The organism is Bacteroides sp. ZJ-18 (assembly GCF_011038705.2).
GTDB classification, from domain to species: domain Bacteria; phylum Bacteroidota; class Bacteroidia; order Bacteroidales; family Bacteroidaceae; genus Bacteroides; species Bacteroides hominis.
Genome location: NZ_CP072198.1, coordinates 1,228,910 through 1,253,033, shown reverse-complemented (window position 1 = coordinate 1,253,033; position 24,124 = coordinate 1,228,910). Strand labels below are relative to the sequence as shown.

Sequence of the window (24,124 nt, the reverse complement as noted above, 5' to 3'; positions counted from 1 at the left end):
TCATTTACAATTTACATTTCATACATCTGCCTGTAAGCCAGACTCAGAAATAATCTGCAAAGTAAATGATTTTTTTCAATTAAATTCGTATTTTTGCCTGCACATCACCCAATAATGATGTAAAAAAGATAATTTGTTGTTAAAACCAGAGGGAAATTTGATTTTATGAGCGAAGAGAACAACGAGATTACGGAAGGACATTCTGACTATAAGCCGGCGGACTCACATAACGAAAGCATTAAACATCAACTTACAGGAATGTACCAGAACTGGTTTCTGGACTATGCTTCATACGTTATCCTCGAGCGAGCCGTGCCCCATATCAATGACGGACTGAAACCGGTGCAACGCCGCATCCTGCACTCCATGAAACGCATGGATGATGGACGGTATAACAAGGTGGCTAACATTGTAGGACATACGATGCAGTTTCACCCCCATGGCGATGCATCTATTGGTGACGCATTGGTACAGTTGGGACAGAAAGACTTATTGGTCGACTGCCAGGGTAACTGGGGTAATATCCTCACCGGTGACGGTGCGGCCGCTCCCCGTTATATCGAAGCACGCCTGTCAAAGTTTGCACTCGATGTAGTGTTCAACCCTAAAACAACCGAATGGAAACTGTCGTATGACGGACGAAACAAAGAACCTATCACCTTGCCGGTGAAGTTCCCACTTTTGCTGGCACAAGGAGTAGAAGGTATCGCCGTAGGACTTTCATCCAAGATCTTACCACATAACTTCAACGAACTTTGCGACGCTTCCATCAGTTACCTGCGAAACGAAGAGTTCAAACTATATCCCGACTTCCAGACCGGAGGTTCTATTGACGTGTCGAAATACAACGACGGTGAACGCGGTGGAGCAGTAAAGATACGGTCTAAAATCAATAAAGTAGACAATAAAACACTCGCCATTACCGAAATTCCTTATGGCAGGACTACGACTTCGGTCATCGACTCCATCCTGAAAGCCGTCGACAAAGGAAAAATAAAGATACGCAAGGTAGACGACAACACAGCAGCCAACGTAGAGATCCTTGTCCATCTGGCTCCGGGCACTTCATCGGACAAAACAATCGATGCCCTCTATGCTTTTACAGATTGCGAAGTAAGCATCTCGCCCAACTGTTGTGTGATTGATGATCAGAAGCCTCACTTCCTCACCATCAGCCACGTCCTGAGAAAATCTGCCGACAATACATTGTCCCTGCTTCGCCAGGAACTGGAAATCAAGAAAGACGAACTACAGGAAAGCCTGCATTTCGCTTCTCTTGAAAAGATATTCATTGAAGAGCGCATTTATAAAGATAAAGAGTTCGAACAGTCTAAAGATATGGATGCCGCCTGCGCACACATCGACGAACGGTTGACTCCTTTCTATTCGCAATTCATACGTGAAGTAACGAAAGAAGACATCCTCCGCCTGATGGAAATCAAGATGGGACGTATCCTGAAGTTCAATTCCGACAAGGCGGAAGAGGCTATTGCCCGCATGAACGAAGACATTGCCGAGATCAACAATCATCTGGCCAACATCGTGGAGTACACCATCCAATGGTACCGGATGCTTAAAGATAAATATGGGAAAAACTTCCCCCGACGTACTGAGTTGCGCAACTTCGACACCATTGAAGCCGCCAAAGTGGTGGAAGCCAACGAAAAGCTCTATATCAACCGTGAAGAAGGCTTCATCGGAACGTCATTAAAGAAAGACGAATTCGTGGCATGCTGTTCGGACATCGATGATGTGATCATCTTCTACCGGGACGGGCGTTACATGGTCACTCCCGTAGCCGACAAAAAGTTTGTGGGCAAAAACGTAATCTACGTCAATGTATTTAAGAAGAATGACAAACGCACCATCTACAACGTAGCCTACCGCGACGGTGCAGAAGGAACACACTACATCAAACGGTTTGCAGTCACTTCCATCGTACGCGACCGTGAATACGACGTGACACAAGGTAAACCCGATTCACGCATTTCTTATTTCAGTGCCAACCCCAATGGTGAAGCTGAAATCATCAAGGTCACCTTGAAACCTAATCCTCGTGTACGCCGCATCATCTTCGAGCGTGATTTCAGTGAAGTGACCATTCGCAGCCGACAAAGTCTGGGTGTCATTCTGACACGTCTGCCAGTACACAAAATTGTATTGAAACAACGGGGAGGCTCTACACTGGGCGGACGTAAAGTATGGTTCGACCGCGATGTGCTCCGCCTCAATTACGACGGCCGGGGTGAATATTTGGGTGAGTTCCAGAGCGACGACAGCATCCTTGTTGTGCTGAACACCGGAGAGTTCTATACCTCAAACTTCGATCTCAGCAATCACTACGAAGATAATGTGAGTATCGTCGAGAAGTTCGATGCCAACAAGATATGGACGGCTGCGCTTTATGATGCCGACCAACAGAACTATCCGTACCTGAAACGTTTCTGCTTCGAAGCCACTGCCCGCAAGCAGAACTATCTGGGTGAGAACAAACATAACCGCCTGATTTTACTGACGGATGAGTATTACCCAAGATTGGAGATCATCTTCGGAGGTCACGACAGTTTCCGCGAACCTGTTGTCATTGATGCCGAAGAATTCATTGCCGTCAAAGGTTTTAAGGCCAAAGGGAAACGTCTCACTACTTATACAGTAGAGACCATCAACGAACTGGAACCGACCCGTTTCCCGGATCCGCCACAAACCACGGATGACGAAAACACGGATGAAGAACCGGAAAATCTGGACCCGGACAATGGTAAAACAGAAAACGACATACTCGATGAAATGACCGGACAGATGAAGCTGTTTTAGCACAAGTCCAAGATAAAACTGCGTATGAAAGTAAATACAAGTATATTGCTATTATTAATGATAGCAATCGCTCTCCCTTCTTTTGGAGGGAACGGAAATGGTAACGGCACAGACTCACTTCAAGCTACCCGCTATGTGACACGTGCCACCATGTACGGTGTGGGATACACCAATGTATTCGACACCTATCTTTCTCCGCAGGAATATAAAGGTATCGAATTTCGTATCTCACGCGAAACAATGCGTATGACCGCCTGGGGCGATGGCAATGTCTCGGTACAGAACTTTTTCCAGGCAAACCTGGCATATACTCACAACCGGGTAGATAACAACAATACATTTGCCGGATTAGTGAATTGGAACTATGGACTGCACTATCAGTTCCGCATAACAGACAACTTTAAGCTGCTTGCCGGAGGAATGGGAGATTTCAACGGCGGCTTTGTCTACAATCTGCGCAATACCAACAATCCGGCCTCAGCACGTGCTTACATCAACCTGGACGCTTCGGGAATGGCCATCTGGCATACAAAAATAAAAAATTATCCGTTGGCATTACGTTACCAGGTTAATCTTCCGGTAATAGGGCTCATGTTCTCTCCCCATTACGGGCAATCTTACTACGAAATATTCACACTCGGACACGCCAGTGGCGTAGTCCGTTTTACTTCTCTGCATAATCAGCCGGCGTTACGACAGATGATATCAGTCGACTTTCCAATCAGATATACCAAAATGCGCCTTAGCTATTTGTGTGATCTCCAACAATCCAAACTGAACGGAATCAAAACACATACTTATTCACAAGTTTTCATGGTGGGATTTGTACACGATCTGTTCCGTATCCGAAATAAAAACGGAACTCCCCTGCCACCTGCCGTCAGAGCCTATTAAAACAGAAGTGAATCATGAAGAATCCTCCTATCCATAGTATCCTGCAACAAAGCTTCTGCCTGATTTTCTTTCTGGCTCTCCTCTCTTCCTGTATCCGGGAAGAAGAGTATGCCAACGATCCACAAGGAAACTTTGAGCAGTTATGGAAAATCATCGACCGGCAATATTGCTTTCTCGATTACAAACAAATCGACTGGGATGATATCTATACCCAATATCAAAAACGTATTACCCCGAATATGAGCAACGAAGGGCTGTTCGAAGTTCTGAGTGAAATGCTTTATGAATTGCAGGACGGGCATGTCAATCTGGCTTCGGCTCACAACGTGTCTTATTACGACGCCTGGTATCAGGATTATCCCCGTAACTTCCGTGCAGACCTGGTTGAAGATTCTTATCTGGGCCGTGCCAGTACGGACTATCGTACGGCAGCAGGCCTCAAATATAAGATACTGAAAGACAACATCGGCTATATACGGTATGAAAGCTTTGCCGACCCGATTGGCAACGGCAACTTGGACGAAGTGCTCTCCTACCTGGCCATTTGCAATGGACTAATTATCGATGTGCGCGATAATGGTGGTGGAAACGCAACAAATTCCGCCCGCATCGCTTCCCGATTCACTAACGAAAAGGTTCTGACAGGATACATCTGCCATAAGACAGGAACCGGACACAACGACTTCTCTAAACCCTATGCCATCTATCTGGAACCAGCCAATGGGGTACGCTGGCAAAAGAAAGCAGTCGTGTTGACCAATCGCCGTTCTTTCAGCGCAACCAACGATTTTGTCAACCACATGCGTTGCCTGCCCAATGTCACCATCATCGGAGATAAAACCGGAGGAGGATCGGGTATGCCCTTTACCTCCGAATTACCCAACGGGTGGAGCGTACGTTTCTCCGCCAGCCCGCACTTCGATGCGGAGATGAAGCACATCGAGTTCGGCATTGAACCGGACATTCAGGTAGATATGCTGCAAGAAGACGAAATGAGAGGAAAAGATACACTGATAGAGATCGCCCGCAGATTCCTCAGTAAATAACCTTCTGGTGTCTCACAACATGCCGGTTCGAGCCCTGTCATCCGAAAAGCCGGTATATCTCACCTCCCAGAAAGCATTAACGCGGATTCTGCACCATATTCGGGTTAGCATCTATCTCCGCCTGCGGAATAGGTAATGCTACCCGCGGATCAGACGGAGCAATAACCGCAGCAGCCGCTACAGAAGGCAAATGCCAACCACCGGTACGATTTACAGACAAACCATTTCGCATGGCATCAAAGAAAGCATGTCCCTCTCCTACCAATTCCTTACGGCGTTCTTTCAAGATACGCTCCAGGCTCAACTCCGACTCTTTTACAGACTTCGCCGGATTAGCACGGCTCACGATGGCATTAAGGCAATCCAAAGAAAACTTTAGGTTTTCTGCTCCCCCTAACTTAAAGGCAGCTTCGGCAGCATTCAGGTAAACTTCGGAGAGACGGATAATACAGATGTCATTATCCTGCGGATTATCCCCCGTCTTGCCCGGATACTTATTCAGATATTTAGGATGCCCCTTGGAACCTTCGGGCAATATATCCTCTTCCGGTTTCTCCGGCAAACGATTCAATGAATGACGCACATCATCCGGGTCTTCTCCCAACAGATCGAGGAATGCTTTGGTCAGTACAAGGTTGTTCCAATCCTTCACATTATCGGCATAAACCATCGGAGCGCCTTCACCTCCCGTTCCGCCATCAGGCTCGGAAAGAGTGTAGTAAAACTCAAACAGTGACTCAGAACTGAAGTCTTTTCCCCATACAGTAGGATATTCATCGTGTGTGAACAACTGATACAATCCACCGTTATTCATCACTTCCTTGGCCAAGGCGAGAGCCTTTTCATTATCATTCATATAAAGATATACCCGTGAAAGTAATGCTTTGACACTCCACACATTAAGATAACCGTTTTTCTTATCAGCGGAAAGTGCCGAGAGTTTCAGTGCACCTGTCATATCGTCTATCACCTGCTGATAGCATTCGGCCACCGTATTGCGGGCAGGCTGGTGAGTAGGCAAAGTTGTTTTAATCTCAATAGGTACTCCCAAAGAAGTACCATTGTTCAAGGTATAAGGCATAGCAAACAGACGGGTGAGATCGAACAAAGCCAGTCCGCGCAAAGCAAGCGCTTCAGCTTTGATACAGTTGAGAGCCACAACATCATCGGTAACCACCGCACCGGATTCTATTCTTTCCAGCAGACTATTTGCCTGATGAATGACACTATAAGGCTGATTCCATACACGGGTAATATTCAAGGCATCATCGGCCGTGACATTGAACTCATAATAAGGTGATACACGTTTTCCGGCTCCCTTGCTGACACGTGCTTGAACATCTTCACCACGGCAATCGGCATAATAGAGATAATTATCACCATAATAACTATGTGAAGCGGCAATGCGATAAATGCCGTTCAAAGCTATTTGTGCTTCCTCAAGTGTACGGATGGCTTGCGGAGTAGTCACAGAGGTAGATGGATTTAAATTCAGCCAGTCGCCGGAACAAGAAGAACCCACAAGCGACATAGCGGCAAACATGTATATAAGTGTACGTTTCATATATCTGAATATTAATAATGATGAATGATTTAGAAAGTTATCTCAACCCCAAAATTGAAGGTACGCATGGGAGGAGCCTCACAGAACACCTCACCATTAACCGGTACTTCAGGATCATACTGTTTCCATTTGGCCCATGTCAGCAGATTACTTCCTGAGAAGTAGACACGTGCATTCTCTATCAGTGCCTTTTGTACCCATCTGCTGGGAAGTGTGAAACCGAGTGTCAGGTTCTTGAGGCGGATGTGATCGGTACTGTGAATATAGCGGGATGAATTTTGTGGACCGGCTCCCTGTTCCAATACAAAACGAGGCACATCAGTTCTATCTCCCGGCTTCTGCCAACGGTCCAAAGCATATACAGGCAGGTTGTATGACTTTTCTTTGCTGCCGTCGGTTTCTATCAGAGTACCTGTCTTGTCAAAAGAATATCCTCCCAACGAATAGGTAAAGGTAAGTCCCAGATCAAACCACTTATAAGAAATGATATTAGTGAACCCTCCCGATATCTTAGGATCAGCAGATTTATACGGAATAGCTTGCGCTTTAGAAGCATCGTCAGTCATCTCTCTATTATAATTCCCCTGTTCATCTTGTGTATTGAGATAATAAAGAGCTTTCCCGGTCGACGGGTCTACTCCGGCAAACTCTTTCACGTAGAAACTATTGTAAGGAAGACCTATTTTATGAATAAACCAGGAGCCCTCGACAGATTGCTTTATATCTCCGTCCAGTGCCACGATTTTATTACGGTTATGTGTTAAATTCAGCACCGATGTCCAGTTGAAGTCAGGACCGGCAAAGTTAATCGTGCGCAGTTCGAACTCCACCCCTTTGTTGTTGAGCTGACCGATGTTTGCAAGATAGTTCAGGAAACCGGTAGTAGAACTGATAGGGCGATTATAAAGCAAGTCCTTTGTATCGCGGTTGTAGTATTCGAGATTCACAAAGATACGGTCAATAAAAGTCAGGCTAAGCCCAATATTCAGGTTATAGTTCTTTTCCCATTTCAGTTTGGGATTGGCTTGAGCAGACTCATATGAACCTGCTGCCCCCATGTAGTTCTGCCCGTAGCTGTATAGCCCCATATATCCGTAAAAAGCTCCCGGCTGATTCCCATTGACACCATAAGAAGCACGGATTTTCACATCGTTCAATACCGGCTTCACAGCCTCCATAAAAGGTTCACTGCCCAGATGCCACATACCGGAAACAGACCAGAAGTCTCCCCACCGACTTTCCGGAGCAAGACGGGAACTGCCATCGCGGCGATAACTGCCTGCAATGTAATAACGATTATCGTAATCATAGTTCAAACGGGACAGGTAAGAAATCATTCTGTATGCCTGTGTAGAAGAAACAAAGCTCTTCAGCACAGCGGCATTATCCGGCTCAAGCAACACATCCGAGGGGAGTTTAGCCTTCTCTCCCATAGCTTTATCACTCTGATAGCTTTCCAATTCATAGGCAGCCAAAATGTCAAGGTGATGTTTAGCGGCAAATGTGTGGGTATAGTTGAGTGAAGTAGACGACAATAGCTTACCATATTCGGTAAATCCCTTTGAGGTCTGAGCATCACTTCCGCTCTTGGGACCTGCCCCGCTAAGCGGATTCAAATAGCGGGAATCTTTCTGTACAGTATAGTCATAGCTCAGGGTCTCTTTCAGTTTCAATCCTTTGATGATATCTACCGAAGCATAACCGGTGGAGAACATACGTGTCATACGACTGCGGTTATAGTCGGTACGGATGTCACGAAGCGGATTCACATTGGTTCCTATATAAGACCCCACATAGTTGCCCGAAGCGTCACGCACAGGCATGGAAGGTGTGGCAGATACAGCAACACAAAGGAAAGGATTGATATTGGAACCGCGCTCCTCGTTCATCTCCTGACTTATCTGGGTGAACATCATGTTACCTCCTACCTCGACACGGCTACCCATTTTATGTGTCATGTTCAGGCGGGCAGAGTAACGGTCCAGATTAGAATTCTCGACCAGACCTTCCTGACGGTTAAAGCCGAGAGAAGCATAAAAAGTAGTTCGCTCGTTACCTCCGGAAGCCGTCACCTCGTAGTTTTGATTATGAGCGGTTCGGATCAGTTCTTTCCTCCAATCAGTATATCCCAGTTCCGGTATCCCCGCATATGTATCAATATTGGCGTTTGCATATGCTTCGGGAGATTGGAGTCCCTTGTCTACTGCAGAGTTGTAAAGACCTTCATAAATCATTTCACGGCGTTGTTCACCGTTCAATGTGGGACGGAAGTTGACAGCTGCATTAGAAAAGCCTCCGCTCGCGCTCAAAGTAACTTTAGTCCGCCCTGCCGCTCCTTTCTTGGTAGTGATCAGAATCACCCCGTTCGCGGCACGCGAACCGTAAAGAGAAGCGGCGGCGGCATCCTTTATCACTGTAATATTCTCAATATCGGCAGGATTAAGGGTACTCATTACATTTGTTTTCGCATTGTTCATATAGGCGGCATCAGCCCCCGTACCGGCTCCCATACTGCCGGAAGTGACCGGTATACCGTCAATCACAAAAAGAGGTTCATTGGATGCATTGAATGAACCCATACCACGGATACGGATACTCTGGTTAGCTCCTGGCTGGCCGGAACCGGAAGTAATATTTACCCCCGTGGTCATACCTTGCAACTTCTGTTCTACAGAAAGTACCGGTACGTTTTTCAGCATGTCGGCCCGTAAGGTGTTAGCTGATCCGGTAAAGGATGACTTTGAAAAATTTCCGTATCCGGTCACCACAACTTCATCCAGATTAAGTGATTCGGGCTGCAACACCACATTCAAGACTCCATTCTTCGGCACTTTGACCTCAGACGATTTCATTCCTATATAGGATATGACAAGGATTTTATCTGATGGTTCTATTTTCAGAGTGTAACGGCCGTCCATATCCGTTACCACTCCCCTTCCCGGTACCCCTTTTACGGCAACCGTAGCTCCGATAAGCGGCTGTTTATCCTCCGATGACGTCACTAAACCTTTTATTTCCAACTGTTGTGCTTGCACATGTATACCACACATACACAACAAGATAATCAACACTGTTTTCAAACTTCTCATTGGCTAATCATTTTAAATCTACAAATACCTATTTGCACTTGTACTCCAATAATTGTACCTCAAAAGTATTGATGAAATCAATAAAGTCTAAACATCAGTAAATAAGAGTATTAAATATTCAAGAAAAGCTAAAAATGAAAAGAAGGGTTGTAGAACTGCTCCACAAAGATGTGGAACTATTCTACAACCCTCTTGACAAGAGCCCCTGAGAGGAAAAGCTACATTGATAGAGATCGCCCGCAGATTCCCCGGTAAATAACTTTATTGCTTATAAATTTGTAAAATCGGAAAAAGTATCTATCTTTGCAGCGCAAAACTCCAAACGAGTGAGCATTTAGTGAGCGGATGTGGCGTAATTGGTAGCCGCGCCAGACTTAGGATCTGGTGTCTTGCGACGTGTAGGTTCGAGTCCTATCATCCGCACAAACTTTCAATGTTGTATAAAAAGCCTGCTAAAACAATTGTTTTGGCGGGCTTTTTCTTTAAACCCGCAACATACTACCCAAATGAATAAAAGGAAAAAGAGACGCACCAGCGAAAAGATGCGGAGATATAATATCAGCTTAAAACGTCCCCAAGAAGAATTTTTGGAGATGGTCAAAGAATGGGAAAAAGGCAGCCCGGAAAGAGAAAAGCAACGCAGAAAGGAGGCCAAACGAGAAAAATGGAAAAAATGGCTGACATTGAAAGTATTCAGAGAGTATGACATAGTAATGCTCTGTATTGCCGGTCTGATATTGTCCCTGACTTTTTTTATTTATGGAATGTTCCTATGTATTATAGGACTATTTACGATCTCCCACACAGCAAGAGCCATTCAACCACTCCTCAATGGCATTTTTATGGCGATAATAAGTGGCATAATTCTTACCTGCCTCTGCCCCATTTTGAAAGATATCATTGTAGCTATCTACAAAGATAAAAAAGAAAAAAGAGAAAGAAATGAGCAAAAGAAAAACACCGGGAAATAAATCAATGTAAGGCCTTCTCATACGAAAAATGCATTTCGATCTTCCATCTTCCACCTTTTAGAGTTTATTGCCCTAATAATCAAAGAAATGACCGGGTGGAAGATCGCGTTTTTCAGCCCTTTATCTTCCACCTGTATCTTCCATCTTCCACCTACTGTTTTAAGGCGAAAACGCTGCACAGACCATTGATTATCAATCACAAACCATCTATTTCCTAAGCAAACACACCTCTTAAAGCATTTTGTTTTCCCTTCGTGTTCAACCGGAAATGGTGCAATCTACATCTGGTCCCAGGCAGGTGTGCCCATGGGCCCGTGTACCCGGGACCATAAGCCCGTATACCTGGGCTTATGAGCCCGGGTGCCCGGGCCCGGATAAAGATACCGACACGAATGATTAACCACTTATAATTAAACAATTAAATATGCGATAAAATAAAGAAACAATTCGTTTTGATTGGTTAGATTACAGTTCCTGCCAGCTTTGAGTATGCTTCTCATCTCCTTGTACATAATAGTATGCAGGAGTTCTTCCTTCCGGGAAAGTAGGTTCAAACGGTTCGGGGCAATTTTCCACCGGCGTATTCAATGGAAGTATATCCACTTTCCCTGTTTTTGTTATGCCATAGATTTCTTCTATCCTAAATAAGATTGAATCACCGTTCATAATAGGATACTTCCCGACACATACACATCCGGCATAGTAGTCATCTTTTAATTTACAATGAACACTATAAGTAGTCCCCTCGTTTATTCGAATTACTCCGGTCAATGTGTATTGCCCTTCGGATTTATTCTGTGTAGAAATGATTAGCCAATTGGGATATTCATATTTATTTGCAGATATATAATCACATAAAACCACAGGGTTTTCTTCCGACAATATAGTTCCATCATTATCTGCAAATACACTATCCTGTATTCCGAACAACTTTCCTAACCCTTTTGAAGTGATGATGTATTCCTCCCTGTCAGGTTCGGTAAAGTCATTCCATTCTTTTTTAGTCCTATATTTCATTCCTAAAGCAACCGTAGAAAAGTCTTTAACTGTATTTTCATTAAGAACATCTTTAATCGTGTCACTGGATGCAATGTTCTGAGTCAAAGATTCCGTAGTCTTTAACTGCCTGTTATTCACAGGATCGCTACAGCTAAGCACGACTATTAAGAGAATCACACAAGCACTAATTTTATTCATTTTTTCACAAGTTTTTTCTTCAAATACAGCCATGAATCAGCACATATCTGTAGCGAACAAATATACATCAAAAATTAAAAAGGGTAATGTGTCTGATAAATTATTCGTGCTCTTGTATACTAAAGAAAAAGAACCGCTGTCCTCCGGGGGGATAGAGTGACAGCGGTTCGGCGAGCTAACTGGTTAGGTGAGCAGAATTTAGATTCAAGGCCAATTATAAAAGAGAATTTATTATGAAAAATCAAAGTACTATAGCCCGTCTATAATGACAGATGTTCTGTGGTAACGGCTCTTTTTGCACATTTGGTTGATTCGGGGTTTATATTTAGAAGTAGCATAGGCATAACTTGGGTTGACTTTCAAGCGAGAATATTTCACTTTGTGGATTTCCAAAAGAAGTTCGGCCACATAGACAATCACTTCTGAACGTTCGGCAATGCAGGGGGAACAGAAACTTTCTAAATATTCATAATCCCGGGTAGAGAGTGTATAATGCAGAATCTTTTTACCTCGCTGAAAAATATATTCCAACTTATACCAACCGCTTGCGTTGGTTTTGCGTCGATGGAAATACAGAATTTTGATAGTAGATTGTTCGCCCATAATTCAAACGTAAATCGGGCAGGGAAAAATGAACGGCCCTGCTGACCCGCTTGCGTTATGTAATTTCGATGCAGAGCAAGGAAAAGCATATGCTAACCCATTACGGTATTAGTCCCGGGGGCAGAGCCGTTTTTATCCAGAAACTGTAGGCATATAAAATTATACACCTACAGTTAGTGTAAAACAAAGAAATGCAGTCCCTTTATTCTACATCAAAAAAATCACATAACGCATTACAAAGATGGTGATTATTTCTGAAATACCATAGCAAACGGACGAAAAAAGTATAATGAAACACTTTTATTGATAGGATTGTTTACTGAGCGCCATTAGTATAGGGTGATTTAACGAAAATAGAATGGCTCTGCTGACCCGTTGCACTATAAGACATCCGATGCAGAAACAAAGAAAGAAAAATATACCGACCTATTACAGTATCAGACACGGGAACAGAACCGTTTATCTAAAGTTTTAAATAGCTGTCTCTCAGCAGCCGCCAAGTAAGCGGCAAGACCGACGCCACTGGAAACATACAAAGGTGTACATAATTTCCGGTATCACCAGCGCAGGCTCTACACATTTTTTTCCTTTTTTCTTAAACATCCGTCAGGACACAGACGGACAGCCGGCAATGAATTTCGGCAGAAAATACCGGACGACGCAGGAGCGCAGGATATTTTGTGCTGAAATAGCGTAGCGGTCATTGATGAATGAACGGCTGCGACCTATCTTTGTGCATGAAAAGAGGAAAAATACCCCTCTATCGGTTTCCGTCATTTTCCGGGTTAAAGATGTAGTTGTATTCGCTGATCGTCATACAGTCAAACGGCGGTTCGGGTTTGAGTAGTGTCCGCATGGGTGTAATCAGAGCTTGCGTGCTGCGTATGGAATCGTCTACTATACTTTGATATTCCCGGATAATTTCTTGTTGCTCTATAATGGCATATATACTGATGATCCATGTACTAATCACCAAGCAGTAAGCGGCTTTGTGTGGTAGGCCGAAAAAGTTTTGTTTGCCGTAATTTTACATATAAACAGATTTAAAGAGGACGTGCCCGAATTAGTTAATATAACGGCAAAGAGGTAAGCGGCATCAAACCAAGCAGAGCATTATAAAAACTAAACGGACACGCTTATTGAGTTGTATGGATACAACACAACCAGTCCGTTTAGTCTATGCTCTGCTATTGAAAAAATTGCCGCTTTTTCTTTGCGCTTCGACTAAACGTGATAAAAACAAAGTGCCCTCTCGGTAGAGAGCACGGAACAAAGATACATAAAAATTTGTAATTACTGAACTTTCTGCTTGCTTATGTGTCATTTATACATTACCTTTACGTAATGAAAAAAGTAAGGAAGGTTACTACGTATAAAGGATACTTTGAGGATTTTTTCGGGAAACAGTCACGAAAAGTCCAAGAAAAGATAGCCAAAATTTTAAGTTTAATAGAATCCGTAGAACGTATTCCGACAACGTATCTTAAATATATGGAAGGCACTGACGGATTGTTTGAGATACGTGTTTCCCTGGGTAGTGATATATTCCGGGTATTTTGTTTTTTTGATGATGGGAAGTTAGTTGTGTTACTTTCGGGCTTTCAAAAAAAGACACAAGGAACCCCTAAAAGAGAGATTGACAGAGCTGTCCGATTGATGGCTGAGTATTATGCAGAAAAAAAAGAGGAGGGAAAGAGATGGAACTCAAATCATTAGACCAAATTAAAGACGAGTATTTCGGTGTAAAAGGTACACCAGATCGTGATCGTTTTGAACGTGAGTTGGAAGCTTTGTGTATTGGCGTTCAAATCCGCAATGCCCGTCAGAAGAAAGAAATGACGCAGGCACAACTGGCCGAGCGCATTGATAAAAAGCGTACGTTTATCTCTAAAGTAGAGAATGACGGAGGCAACTTGACACTAAAAACCCTGATAGATATAGTTGAACGGGGGCTTGGCGGTAAACTGAATATCGAAGTAAAAATTTAAACGGTTTCGCCCGGGTGATGGAAGCATCACCCGGGCGAATTGTTTATGCCCGGTCCATTCAAAGATATATATAAAACATACAACTTCTATCAAAAATCTATTAAAGTATTGACATCTTTATAGATAGCTGCCACAAGCTTCCGCTTTATTGCTGGTAGCGTGTGGATTCGGTCACATCTTTCACACACCGCAAAAGCCCCTGCCCCTTTTTCCGTGGAAATCCGGCAGTCCGCGGACCACTTCCCGTATAGGAATCCCCCGAATAAAAATCAAGCATCATAGCGAAAGCATTTGCTGGAGTCGTATTAGGAGAAGTATTCGACGACCAGTATAATTTATTTAAGTTATAAGGTGTTGAAGCCGTTCCCCCAGGCCACACATAGTTTATATTCGCAATATTATTGGTCAGAGTGCTAACATCTCCCCACAATGGGAGCACTCCGGGATATTGTTCACTCATACGGGGATATCTCGGTGTTGAGATCGTTACATTCGATCCGCTTCCACTTACTGCATATGTATAATTCGGATTTACAGGAGTAGTACCGCCAACTCCTGCACCCATAACCCAAAGTTGTGTCAATTCGAGTGAAGTCGGAACGCGCCAGGTACCCAAGTCCTTTTTATCGCTCCGCTCCGAATAGGCATTACAACCGGTACGAGTCGTATTTACTGTTGGAGTAGCAGGGTCAGTTCCTGAAGGAGTTACATACCCCAAAGCTTCATACCAGTTCATCGTGTAGCGTGTAACTGCATTGTTTATTACCGGATTCCCATTTTTATCACAATCGTTTTTCGCTACTCTGATAAGGGTATAAGGTTTGCGCACCGTGTGATAGTTGCTTGTGAGGGCCGTATAAGGTTCTCCCGTACGAAGTGATATGGATACTACACCACGTGGCTGAAATCCTATTACTCCTCCATAATTCCACATTTCCTGATTTACAATAACGGGGAATGCCCCAGTCTGAAAATAAGGATAAGTCTTTATATTAGGAGCTATCTGCAACGGATAATAAACAGGACTTGTCGGGGTAGACAAACTGGCTACCGGGAACGGGTAAGTACGATCCGGCTCCATCAGACAACGTGAATATCCTTGTGTGCTGATGCTGGTATACGTCTGAGCTTCACCATAGTTGGCGTATGATATAGCACGAGCATACTGGTTTGAGTTGCTTGTTCCGCCAATCAACTGTGTCGAACTCCAGAATAGTCCGGTCGGATAAGTACGGGCATTGAAATAAATACTTATCATCTGGAGCTGGTTCTGAGAAGGTAAATAGTAGATGGTTTTCGTTACAGCATCAAGTGTTATACCATTTTCGCCATTCAACCTCCAACACTGGCGGATGGCAGTCTGATTCTGTGAGGTACCATTAAGATAAGTCACTCCGCGACCTTCTGAATACTCACTATCGGGATGGAGATTAGCATTACTGGAAGCAAATGTCACCAAGGTATTTTGATAAGGACTTTCGATACTCCAAAAACGAGAGTCCGAAGGATCAATAGTATACGCGAATCCTCCTTTACCCCATGGGTAGTTTTCGCCATTGTGAGTAATAAGATCAGTCACTATGCGCCAAGACACCTCGTCAGCTCCTCCTCGCCCGGTCAGTGTAAGAGTAGCCTGATACCAGACATTACGCTTCACATCAAAATTATTCCAATGGTTCCCGTTAATATTAATTCCCAGATAAACACGATAGGTTACCAGTCCGTCGCGTTCTCCCACAGGCAAAGTAGTGCGATATTCACAGACGACTTCTATGTAAGAGCATTGTGCAGGCTGGAGTGGAATCTGTGTTTTTGACGAAGTGCATTCTTCACCCGGCACGTTGGTTGGCAACGTCCTTGTTCCCTGCATGTTTTCTACCATATATAGCGGAGTGGCATAATTGTGAGGAAGATTGTTTCCAGTAGGATCCACAGGCTCCAGATTACCGTCGTTCACCGTGATATTATCACCGTTCACAAAAGTGGTAGTCGAAGCAGTAGGTGCATTCGCAGCAATATAACTATACACCATCGGTACATTCTTCAACTGGATAGAACGTACTGTGACAAGCGTACTTGACTCAAGCCCGCTTTTATCAATTACGACAGTCACCTTAGCGGTCAGCCGCTCAAGACTGATAACACCGAGAGCATACGTTCCATTAGTGGTTCCCGGAGTAATATTGATTACTTTCGTATCTGTAAGGGCAGACATTACGACACGTCCTCCAGATAGGAAATCCGTTCCGGATGACATCGTTTTTTTCAGATTATTTAAATCGGTCAGATTAGTCACCGTACTACCGATCGACACCCCTGCATTCGCAATAAAAGCAAAGATACGACTCCCCGAAGAGCCACTTATCAACATGGGTATTGAAAGGTTTGACATCGCTGAAGGGGGAAAGTATTTGAATGATATGGCCTTTCCGTTTGAAGCATCAAAAATAAATGCATTCAGATCATATAAACTGTTCTCGTCCGTAGCAGCAGCCAATGAACGTGTTGATACCGAACGCCCGTCAACAGCCAAATTGAAGGTATAATCAACATCGACTGATTTATACGGGATATCTTCCCCATATTCCGCCGTACAAGATGTGGTGACTATGATAGTGAATAATATACTTAATATCTGTTTCATAAATATGAATATTTTTAGTCATCTACAGGAACAACAGTATTTACTTCCCAGCCATTTATTGATACGGATATTACTAAATCATTATCTTCCCTATTAAAATTCACTTCGAATACAAAACTGTCTTCTCTATCAATATCTTCCTGAGAAGCATATTTGGGGTTCGATAAGATGAGTTCCGTTATATCCCGATTAAAAAGATATCCGGAAGTTACAGGATGTTTAATAACCAGCATTGGCTTATAGCCAGCCATGAGGCGCATGGTTTTTAACTCGCTATTGATCGTATCGTTCGTTACAGACGTGCTATGGGGTATATATTTCAATGCCTGATGTAAAGTATCTATACTATTATCACTTTTATACCTGCCGTTTTTGGCAGTAACATATACTTCAGGAATAATTGTCGAACGTGTCAGAGAATTCAGACCTGATATCTTTATTTTTATATTCTTTGTATCTTTCATTAAATTGACATTGGTAATGTCCGATACATTATAAGTGGAAAGAGCATTGGTTATATATCCGGCATAAAGATCACCAGGGACCGACTCAGGTACAAGGTATCCGTCTGTCCCTTCTTTATTTTTTAGCATGACACGGAAATCGGCAACAGTGGTTATTTCCGGCTGAAGCTCACCATAAAACAAATTTGTCTCCCTATCCACCCAGCCTGCGGAAAAGGTGTTAAGATTATCACAAAAGACGATAGCCTGGTAACTTCCTTCAGGCAGAGGGATAGTCATGATATACTTACTTATCAGCTTATCACCGGTTTCCAAATAACTCCCTATATACTTGCCTTCAGCATCAAAAATATAAGCTGCCACCTGATGTACTTCAGATCCGAACAAATCAGAATTCTGATTATTTAATGTATATCGGAAACTGAGCCGCAACGCACTAGTAATACAATCAGAAGTATCCTCCCTTATACACGATTGCATAAAAAAGAGAACGGTGAGAATGACAATTTTCACAGATATACATCTCATAAGTCGTCCGCATTTAATCTCCTCCGTATGTTTCATACGGAGAAGATGTTTGAAATAAAAATATTACCACACCGGATTAATGGTGTTTATCACCCAAGGTTTCACAGTGACACTGCATGTTACTGAAATATTGCTATCGTAAGGCTTACCAGTCGCTTGCGTCTGATTGAAAACAAGATTATTAATACGATACACATTACCACGTTTAAACTCCAGAATATTATCATTAGTCGTACTATCTTTATATTTGGAGACTACAACATAAAGAGTAGTTGCCCCTAACGGGTTATTGACATACTGAACCTCTGTTAATTTGAGAATGATATGCGGAATATCACCAACCGGCGTAGTTTGTCCTGATGCCGGAACCGTACTCGGACATACCTGATAAGCCCATGCCGGTTTAGGAGTAGTAACCGGAGGAACAATTGTTGCTCCATTGGTTACATCCGGATAGAAACTCAATCCGGAAGTAAGAGGCGTACAATAATCCACGAAAGCATTGGCAGTCCAGTCACTGGGTGCTGTAGGAGAGCCACCGGAAAAATGAGGAAAGTTCACATTACCAGTAAAGTAAGTGGCATAGTCGGTCGCCCACCCTGCTTGGTTAACAATATTTACAGGAGCATTTAGATAAGGAGTACCATTCAACAAAACATACTGATTGACATTGTTAATAAACACACCTGACAATTTATAACTGATAATATCCGTACTGATTGGAGAACCTACGGTAACATCCTGACAAGTCACTTGTCCCAACTCTATACGGGCTACAATAGGACTTATTTCTACTGAAGTCGTGTAATTATTTCCACTACTTTGCGTAAAGGCCGAACTCAATCCGGACATAGGCACGTTCTGAGCATTTCCTTGTAAACGATCCAGGCGTAGTCTGGCATCAGCACTTGTCGTTCCCTCGACAGCGGGAAATACCTGACCGACATCTGTTTTAATATTAGCCATAAAATAGAGATATTGTGCGGAACTGGGCACACCGCTGATAGTAACCCCTTTTCCACTTGTCGCAGTAGAAGAAGTGTTGGCCAATGTAGTCACCTCAGCTGGTGTCAACTGGCGTTGGAAAATACTGGTATAAGTATTATCGAGGAAATAGAGCTTTCCAGAACCCAAAACAGCGTATTCGCTTGCTCCTTTTTGCCCATTAACACCTCTGGAGAAAGCACTTTGCCCTACATTCAGAGTCACATTATTAATACCTGCTAAAGGTATGTCTTCTGTTGTTTCCTTATCATCACAAGCAAACAGCGCACTGACTAACATTGCCAGTAAAATCGTTTTTTTAATCATAACTATTTTTTTATGAGTTTATAATAGAGATTTCGCCATTTGAACACCATCTATCATGAAAAAGTTTTCTAATATCATTGCTTATTTTATCCAGCCTAAACAATTAACAATTAGATAATAGACGCAACTCGAAAAGCTATTCAATTAAAGCACATAATTCCATACAATTATATAAAATCCAATAGCCATCATAAGGTAAATATATCATAATAGAAACTTCTTCTACATTAGTCGGATTCCAAGTCCGATATATGTTAAAAGTGCAGGGAGTTTGAATCCGTTCACATCTTTTTCGACATTTATTTGTTTCATTGGGTACTTTTGCCGTCGATATAACTATCGAGTATCTGAAAGAGAGCTGGCAGAAGGTGTGTTAAATCAAAATAGTTATACAATGGTAAAATTTAATGCAATGAAGACTAAACCTTTACGACCTCTTCGGCAGAAGAGAGCCTTATGGCTAAAAAGTGTATTTGTCCTGACGTGCCTACTGCTGAGCGCATCGGTAGCCATGGCGCAAACCAAAACAGTAACGGGTACTGTTACAGATTCAACCCATGAGCCCCTGATCGGCGCATCTATTCTGGTAAAAGGGACTTCTACCGGAGCCATCACCGATATGGATGGCAAATACTCCATCTCGGTAACGCCCAACGATGTACTCGTATTCTCGTATGTAGGATATGAAAAGCAGGAAATCAAAGTGGGGCAGCAGACTGTGATTAATGTCACGCTTAAAGACGACTCCCAAATGCTTGCTGAAACAGTAATTATCGGTTATGGTAGTGCCAAGAAACGTGACCTGACCGGTTCTATCACCAACATCAAGGGTTCGGAAATAGCCAACAAACCGGCCACTAACCCACTATCATCCCTACAAGGAAAGATTGCCGGTGTGCAGATTGTCAATTCCGGACAGGCAGGTGCCGATCCCGAAATCCGTATCCGCGGCACAAACTCCATCAATGGTTACAAGCCGCTGTATATTGTAGACGGACTCTTCAATGACAATATCAACTTCCTGAACCCGGAAGACATCGAATCGATGGAAGTATTGAAAGACCCCTCTTCATTGGCTATCTTCGGTGTACGTGGTGCCAACGGCGTGATCATCGTAACTACCAAACGCGCCAAAGAGGGACAGACGCTGGTCAACATCAACACCTCTTTCGGCTGGAAGAGCGTAGTAGACAAAATCAAAATGGTGAATGCGCCACAGTTCAAGGAACTCTATAACGAGCAGATGGCGAATCAGGGAAACACCCCATTCGACTTCAGCAACTGGAACGCAAATACGGACTGGCAAGACGAAATATTCCAGACCGGATTCATCACGAACAATAATATCAGTATCACAGGTGCTTCGGAAAAACATAGTTTCTATCTCGGTGTGGGCTACTCGCACGAACAGGGAAACATTAAGCATGAGAAGTATAGCAAAGTGACGATCAATGCAAGTAATGATTATAAGATCACCAAAGATATCAAAGTGGGATTTCAGTTCAACGGAGCACGAATGCTCCCGGCCGACAGCAAAACGGTCCTGAACGCAATTCGCACTACTCCTGTAGCTCCGGTTTACAACGAAGAATACGGTCTGTATACTTCATTGCCGGAATTCCAGAAAGCACAGATGACCAATCCGTTGGTCGACGTAGATCTGCGTGCCAACACCACCCGCGCCATCAATTACCGTGCATCGGGTAGCATTTACGGTGAAGTGGATTTCCTGAAGCATTTCACATTCAAAGCAATGTTCTCCATGGATTATGCCACCAATGACAGCCGGACTTACAAACCGATCATTAAAGTATATGACGCAACCGTAGCCGGCAATGTGGCTACACTCGGAACGGGAAAGACGGAAGTGAGCCAGAACAAACAAAATGAAACCAAAGTGCAGAGTGACTATCTGCTGACATACCAAAACAGTTTTGCCGATGGTACACACAACCTGACCGCTACTGCCGGTTTCACAACCTACTACAATTCACTCAGCGGACTGGATGCTTCGCGCGGACAGGGTATCGGGCTGGTGATTCCGAATAATCCCGATAAATGGTTCGTCAGCATTGGCGATCTGGCTACCGCTACCAACGGAAGTACACAGTGGGAACGCACCACCGTGTCCATGCTGGCCCGTGTGATCTATAATTATAAAGGAAAATACCTGTTCAACGGCTCATTCCGTCGTGACGGCTCATCGGCCTTCGCATACACGGGCAACCAATGGCAGAACTTCTACTCTGTAGGTGCCGGATGGCTGATGACTGAAGAGGAGTTCATGAAAGACATCACATGGCTGGACATGTTGAAACTGAAAGGTTCGTGGGGCACATTAGGTAACCAGAATATGGATAGGGCTTATCCGGCAGAACCGTTGTTGGAGAATGCTTTCGCTGCCGTATTCGGCAAACCGGCTATCATCTATCCCGGATACCAACTGGCTTACCTGCCCAACCCGCGCCTCCGCTGGGAAAAAGTAGAAGCATGGGAAACCGGATTCGAGACCAATATGTTCCGCAACCGCTTCCATCTGGAAGGAGTATATTACAAGAAGAATACCAAAGACCTGCTGGCTACCGTACCGGGATTGTCGGGAACCGTACCGGGTATCGGAAATCTTGGAGAAATAGAGAACAAAGGTATCGAATTGATGGCCTCCTGGAGAGATCAGATCGGCGACTGGGGATATTCTGTCAGCGCGAACCTGACCACTATCAGTAACAAAGTGAAGAGTCTGGTACAGGAAGGATACTCCATCATCGCAGGCGACAAAAGCCAGAGCTACACAATGGCAGGCTATCCGATCGGTTATTTCTACGGCTACAAAGTAGCGGGCGTTTACCAAAACCAGGCCGAGATCGACGCTTCACCGGCGAATACACTGGCAACCGTCACACCCGGCGACCTTAAGTTTGCCGACGTAAACGGAGATGGAAAAATCACACCGGACGACCGCACGATGATCGGTGATCCGACACCGGACGTAACATACGGCATCAGCCTCGGCCTTTCATATAAGAACTGGGAAGTCAGCATGGAAATGATGGGACAAGGCGGCAATCAGATTTACCGTACCTGGGACAATTATAACTGGGCACAGTTCAATTATATGGAGCAACGTCTCGACCGCTGGCACGGAGAAGGCACATCGAACACGCAACCCCTGCTGAATACAAAACATGCCATCAACAGCGAGAACTCCGAGTACTTCATCGAAGACGGCAGCTTCTTCCGTATCCGTAACCTCCAACTGGCTTACAACTTCGACAAAACCTTGCTGGCGAAAATACGCATGCAGGCTCTGAAGGTTTATGTCAACATACAAAACCTGAAGACGTGGAAGCATAACACGGGCTATACACCGGAAATCGGCGGATCGGCCATTGCCTTCGGAGTGGATAACGGAACATATCCGGTACCGGCAGTCTATACATTTGGTATTAACTTAACATTTTAACGAAGCAGAGTATGAAACTAAATAAATACATCCTACCCATTGCATTAGCCGTATCGGCTCTGAGCTTCAGCAGTTGCAACGATTTTCTGGACCGTCACCCTCAAGGGCAGTTCACCGAAGATGATAATCCCGGAGCACTTGCCGAAGGAAAAGTCTTCAATATCTACACCATGATGCGTAACTATAACATTACCGCAGGTATCCCGGCCTTTGCCATCGAATATTTCCGCTCGGAAGATTCGGAAAAAGGAAGTACGGCGAGCGACGGTGCCGATCAGGCTGCCATGTACGATGATTTCCAGTACAATACCAATAACGGACTGATCAAAGCCTACTGGAGCCAGAATTACGCTATCATCTATCAATGCAACGACGTGATAGAAACCATCGAGAAAGGTAACCTGACAGAAGAAAATGATCTCCGGAATAAGGGAGAAGCTCTTTTCTTCCGTGCTTACTGTTACTTCAACCTGGTCCGTGCATTCGGCGAAGTGCCGTTGGTCACTTTCAAAGTGAACGACGCCTCGGAAGCCAATGTACCGAAGACCACCGCCGAAGAGATCTATAAACAGATCGACTCAGACCTGACACAGGCTGAAGGGCTTTTACCCCGTCAATGGCAGTCTGCTTACCTGGGACGTCTAACCTGGGGAAGTGCCCGTGCACTGCATGCCCGCACGTATATGATGCGTAACGACTGGCAGAACATGTATACTGCCTCAACCGATGTAATGAATTCCGGACAGTATAATCTGGACACTCCTTATGACGTTATCTTTACCGATGATGGCGAAAACAGCAGTGAATCGGTATTTGAGCTGCAATGTGCATCGACTGCCGCCCTGCCTGCAAGTGATAAAATAGGCAGTCAGTTCTGCGAGGTACAAGGTGTACGCGGCTCCGGCCAATGGGACCTTGGCTGGGGATGGCATATGGGAACCGAACTGATGGGTGAAGCATTCGAACCGGGTGACCCGCGCAAAGACGCTACCCTGCTCTACTTCCGCCGTTCGGATGACGACCCGATTACTCCTGAAAACACCAACAAGCCTTATGGAGAGTCTCCGGTATCACAGGCTGACGGGGCTTACTTTAACAAGAAAGCTTATACCAACCCGGCACTTCGTGAGGAGTTTACCCGTCATGGTTTCTGGGTGAACATCCGTATCATCCGCTATGGCGACGTAGTGCTGATGGCAGCAGAATCGGCTAATGAGTTAGGTAAAACAGGCGAAGCATCGGGTTATCTGGAAATGGTGCGTGCCCGCGCCCGTGGCAACAATCCGGACATTCTGCCCAAAGTGACTTCATTGGATCAGACCGTGTTGCGTGATGCCATCCGGCATGAACGACGGGTAGAACTCGGATTGGAATCGGGACGTTTCTACGACCTGGTACGCTGGGGTATCGCTTCGCAAGTGCTACATGCTGCTGGCAAAACGGGTTATCAACCCAAGAATGCCTTGCTGCCACTTCCACAGGACGAGATAGACAAGTCGAAAGGCGTATTGGTACAGAACCCGGATTATTAATCTCAGAGTTTCACCA

At 44.4% G+C, this 24,124-nt stretch carries 16 protein-coding genes and 1 tRNA gene; 9 read left to right on the top strand and 8 right to left on the bottom strand.

Annotated elements, in window-relative coordinates; translation table 11 throughout:
- Nucleotides 1-165 precede the first annotated feature (165 nt).
- Genes G7Y45_RS04975 through G7Y45_RS04965 form a run of 3 tightly spaced genes read left to right on the top strand, consistent with a single transcriptional unit; the run spans nt 166 to nt 4,754 of the window.
- Nucleotides 166-2,814, top strand: a complete 2,649-nt coding sequence (locus G7Y45_RS04975) for a DNA gyrase/topoisomerase IV subunit A (RefSeq protein WP_122142943.1) — start codon at nt 166-168, stop codon at nt 2,812-2,814.
- A 57-nt stretch (nt 2,815-2,871) separates the two neighbouring features.
- Nucleotides 2,872-3,708: a DUF3316 domain-containing protein gene (locus G7Y45_RS04970; protein WP_229066957.1), complete on the top strand. Its 837-nt coding sequence runs from the start codon at nt 2,872-2,874 to the stop codon at nt 3,706-3,708.
- 14 nt (nt 3,709-3,722) lie between these two features.
- The gene (locus G7Y45_RS04965; RefSeq protein WP_165014849.1) at nt 3,723-4,754 is read left to right on the top strand and encodes a S41 family peptidase; all 1,032 of its coding nucleotides are present in this window, start codon (nt 3,723-3,725) and stop codon (nt 4,752-4,754) included.
- A 76-nt stretch (nt 4,755-4,830) separates the two neighbouring features.
- Here G7Y45_RS04965 and G7Y45_RS04960 read toward each other — a convergent pair whose 3' ends face one another.
- Together G7Y45_RS04960 and G7Y45_RS04955 are read right to left on the bottom strand one after the other, a co-directional pair.
- A complete protein-coding gene (locus G7Y45_RS04960) occupies nt 4,831-6,318 on the bottom strand; it encodes a RagB/SusD family nutrient uptake outer membrane protein (RefSeq protein ID WP_032531091.1) in 1,488 nt (495 codons plus the stop codon).
- 29 nt (nt 6,319-6,347) lie between these two features.
- Nucleotides 6,348-9,407, bottom strand: coding sequence for a TonB-dependent receptor (locus tag G7Y45_RS04955; RefSeq protein ID WP_032542869.1), 3,060 nt, complete (start codon nt 9,405-9,407; stop codon nt 6,348-6,350).
- Nucleotides 9,408-9,748: 341 nt separating this feature from the next.
- On the opposite strand from G7Y45_RS04955, the gene G7Y45_RS04950 reads away from it, so the two are divergent.
- Nucleotides 9,749-9,830, top strand: a tRNA-Leu gene (locus G7Y45_RS04950).
- An 83-nt stretch (nt 9,831-9,913) separates the two neighbouring features.
- Complete coding sequence (locus tag G7Y45_RS04945; protein WP_165014852.1) at nt 9,914-10,378, top strand: hypothetical protein; 465 nt, start codon at nt 9,914-9,916, stop codon at nt 10,376-10,378.
- 465 nt (nt 10,379-10,843) lie between these two features.
- Here G7Y45_RS04945 and G7Y45_RS04940 read toward each other — a convergent pair whose 3' ends face one another.
- The 3 genes from G7Y45_RS04940 to G7Y45_RS04930 form a co-directional block, all read right to left on the bottom strand.
- Nucleotides 10,844-11,575 carry a hypothetical protein gene (locus G7Y45_RS04940; protein WP_139478934.1) on the bottom strand — a complete coding sequence of 244 codons (732 nt, stop codon included), beginning with the start codon at nt 11,573-11,575 and terminating at the stop codon, nt 10,844-10,846.
- Nucleotides 11,576-11,824: 249 nt separating this feature from the next.
- Nucleotides 11,825-12,178, bottom strand: a complete 354-nt coding sequence (locus G7Y45_RS04935) for a hypothetical protein (protein WP_005779117.1) — start codon at nt 12,176-12,178, stop codon at nt 11,825-11,827.
- Between the two features lie 760 nt (nt 12,179-12,938).
- Complete coding sequence (locus G7Y45_RS04930; RefSeq protein WP_165014855.1) at nt 12,939-13,154, bottom strand: hypothetical protein; 216 nt, start codon at nt 13,152-13,154, stop codon at nt 12,939-12,941.
- A gap of 368 nt (nt 13,155-13,522) precedes the next feature.
- Here G7Y45_RS04930 and G7Y45_RS04925 point away from each other — a divergent pair, with 368 nt between their 5' ends.
- Both G7Y45_RS04925 and G7Y45_RS04920 read left to right on the top strand, forming a co-directional pair.
- Nucleotides 13,523-13,894, top strand: a complete 372-nt coding sequence (locus G7Y45_RS04925) for a type II toxin-antitoxin system RelE/ParE family toxin (RefSeq protein WP_032531088.1) — start codon at nt 13,523-13,525, stop codon at nt 13,892-13,894.
- Nucleotides 13,876-14,166, top strand: coding sequence for a helix-turn-helix domain-containing protein (locus tag G7Y45_RS04920; protein ID WP_032531087.1), 291 nt, complete (start codon nt 13,876-13,878; stop codon nt 14,164-14,166). Before G7Y45_RS04925 ends, G7Y45_RS04920 begins: the two co-directional genes overlap by 19 nt.
- Before the next feature lie 145 nt (nt 14,167-14,311).
- On the opposite strand, the gene G7Y45_RS04915 is transcribed toward G7Y45_RS04920, so the two are convergent.
- From G7Y45_RS04915 to G7Y45_RS19905, 3 genes are all read right to left on the bottom strand, one after another.
- Nucleotides 14,312-16,810, bottom strand: a complete 2,499-nt coding sequence (locus tag G7Y45_RS04915; protein ID WP_165014858.1) for a DUF4906 domain-containing protein — start codon at nt 16,808-16,810, stop codon at nt 14,312-14,314.
- Nucleotides 16,811-16,824: 14 nt separating this feature from the next.
- Nucleotides 16,825-17,754, bottom strand: coding sequence for a FimB/Mfa2 family fimbrial subunit (locus tag G7Y45_RS04910; RefSeq protein ID WP_241158967.1), 930 nt, complete (start codon nt 17,752-17,754; stop codon nt 16,825-16,827).
- Between the two features lie 111 nt (nt 17,755-17,865).
- A complete protein-coding gene (locus G7Y45_RS19905) occupies nt 17,866-19,113 on the bottom strand; it encodes a hypothetical protein (protein WP_233481233.1) in 1,248 nt (415 codons plus the stop codon).
- A 394-nt stretch (nt 19,114-19,507) separates the two neighbouring features.
- On the opposite strand from G7Y45_RS19905, the gene G7Y45_RS04900 reads away from it, so the two are divergent.
- Nucleotides 19,508-22,576, top strand: coding sequence for a TonB-dependent receptor (locus G7Y45_RS04900; RefSeq protein WP_080714275.1), 3,069 nt, complete (start codon nt 19,508-19,510; stop codon nt 22,574-22,576).
- Nucleotides 22,577-22,587: 11 nt separating this feature from the next.
- The gene (locus G7Y45_RS04895) at nt 22,588-24,108 is read left to right on the top strand and encodes a RagB/SusD family nutrient uptake outer membrane protein (RefSeq protein WP_005779130.1); all 1,521 of its coding nucleotides are present in this window, start codon (nt 22,588-22,590) and stop codon (nt 24,106-24,108) included.
- Nucleotides 24,109-24,124: the final 16 nt, after the last annotated feature.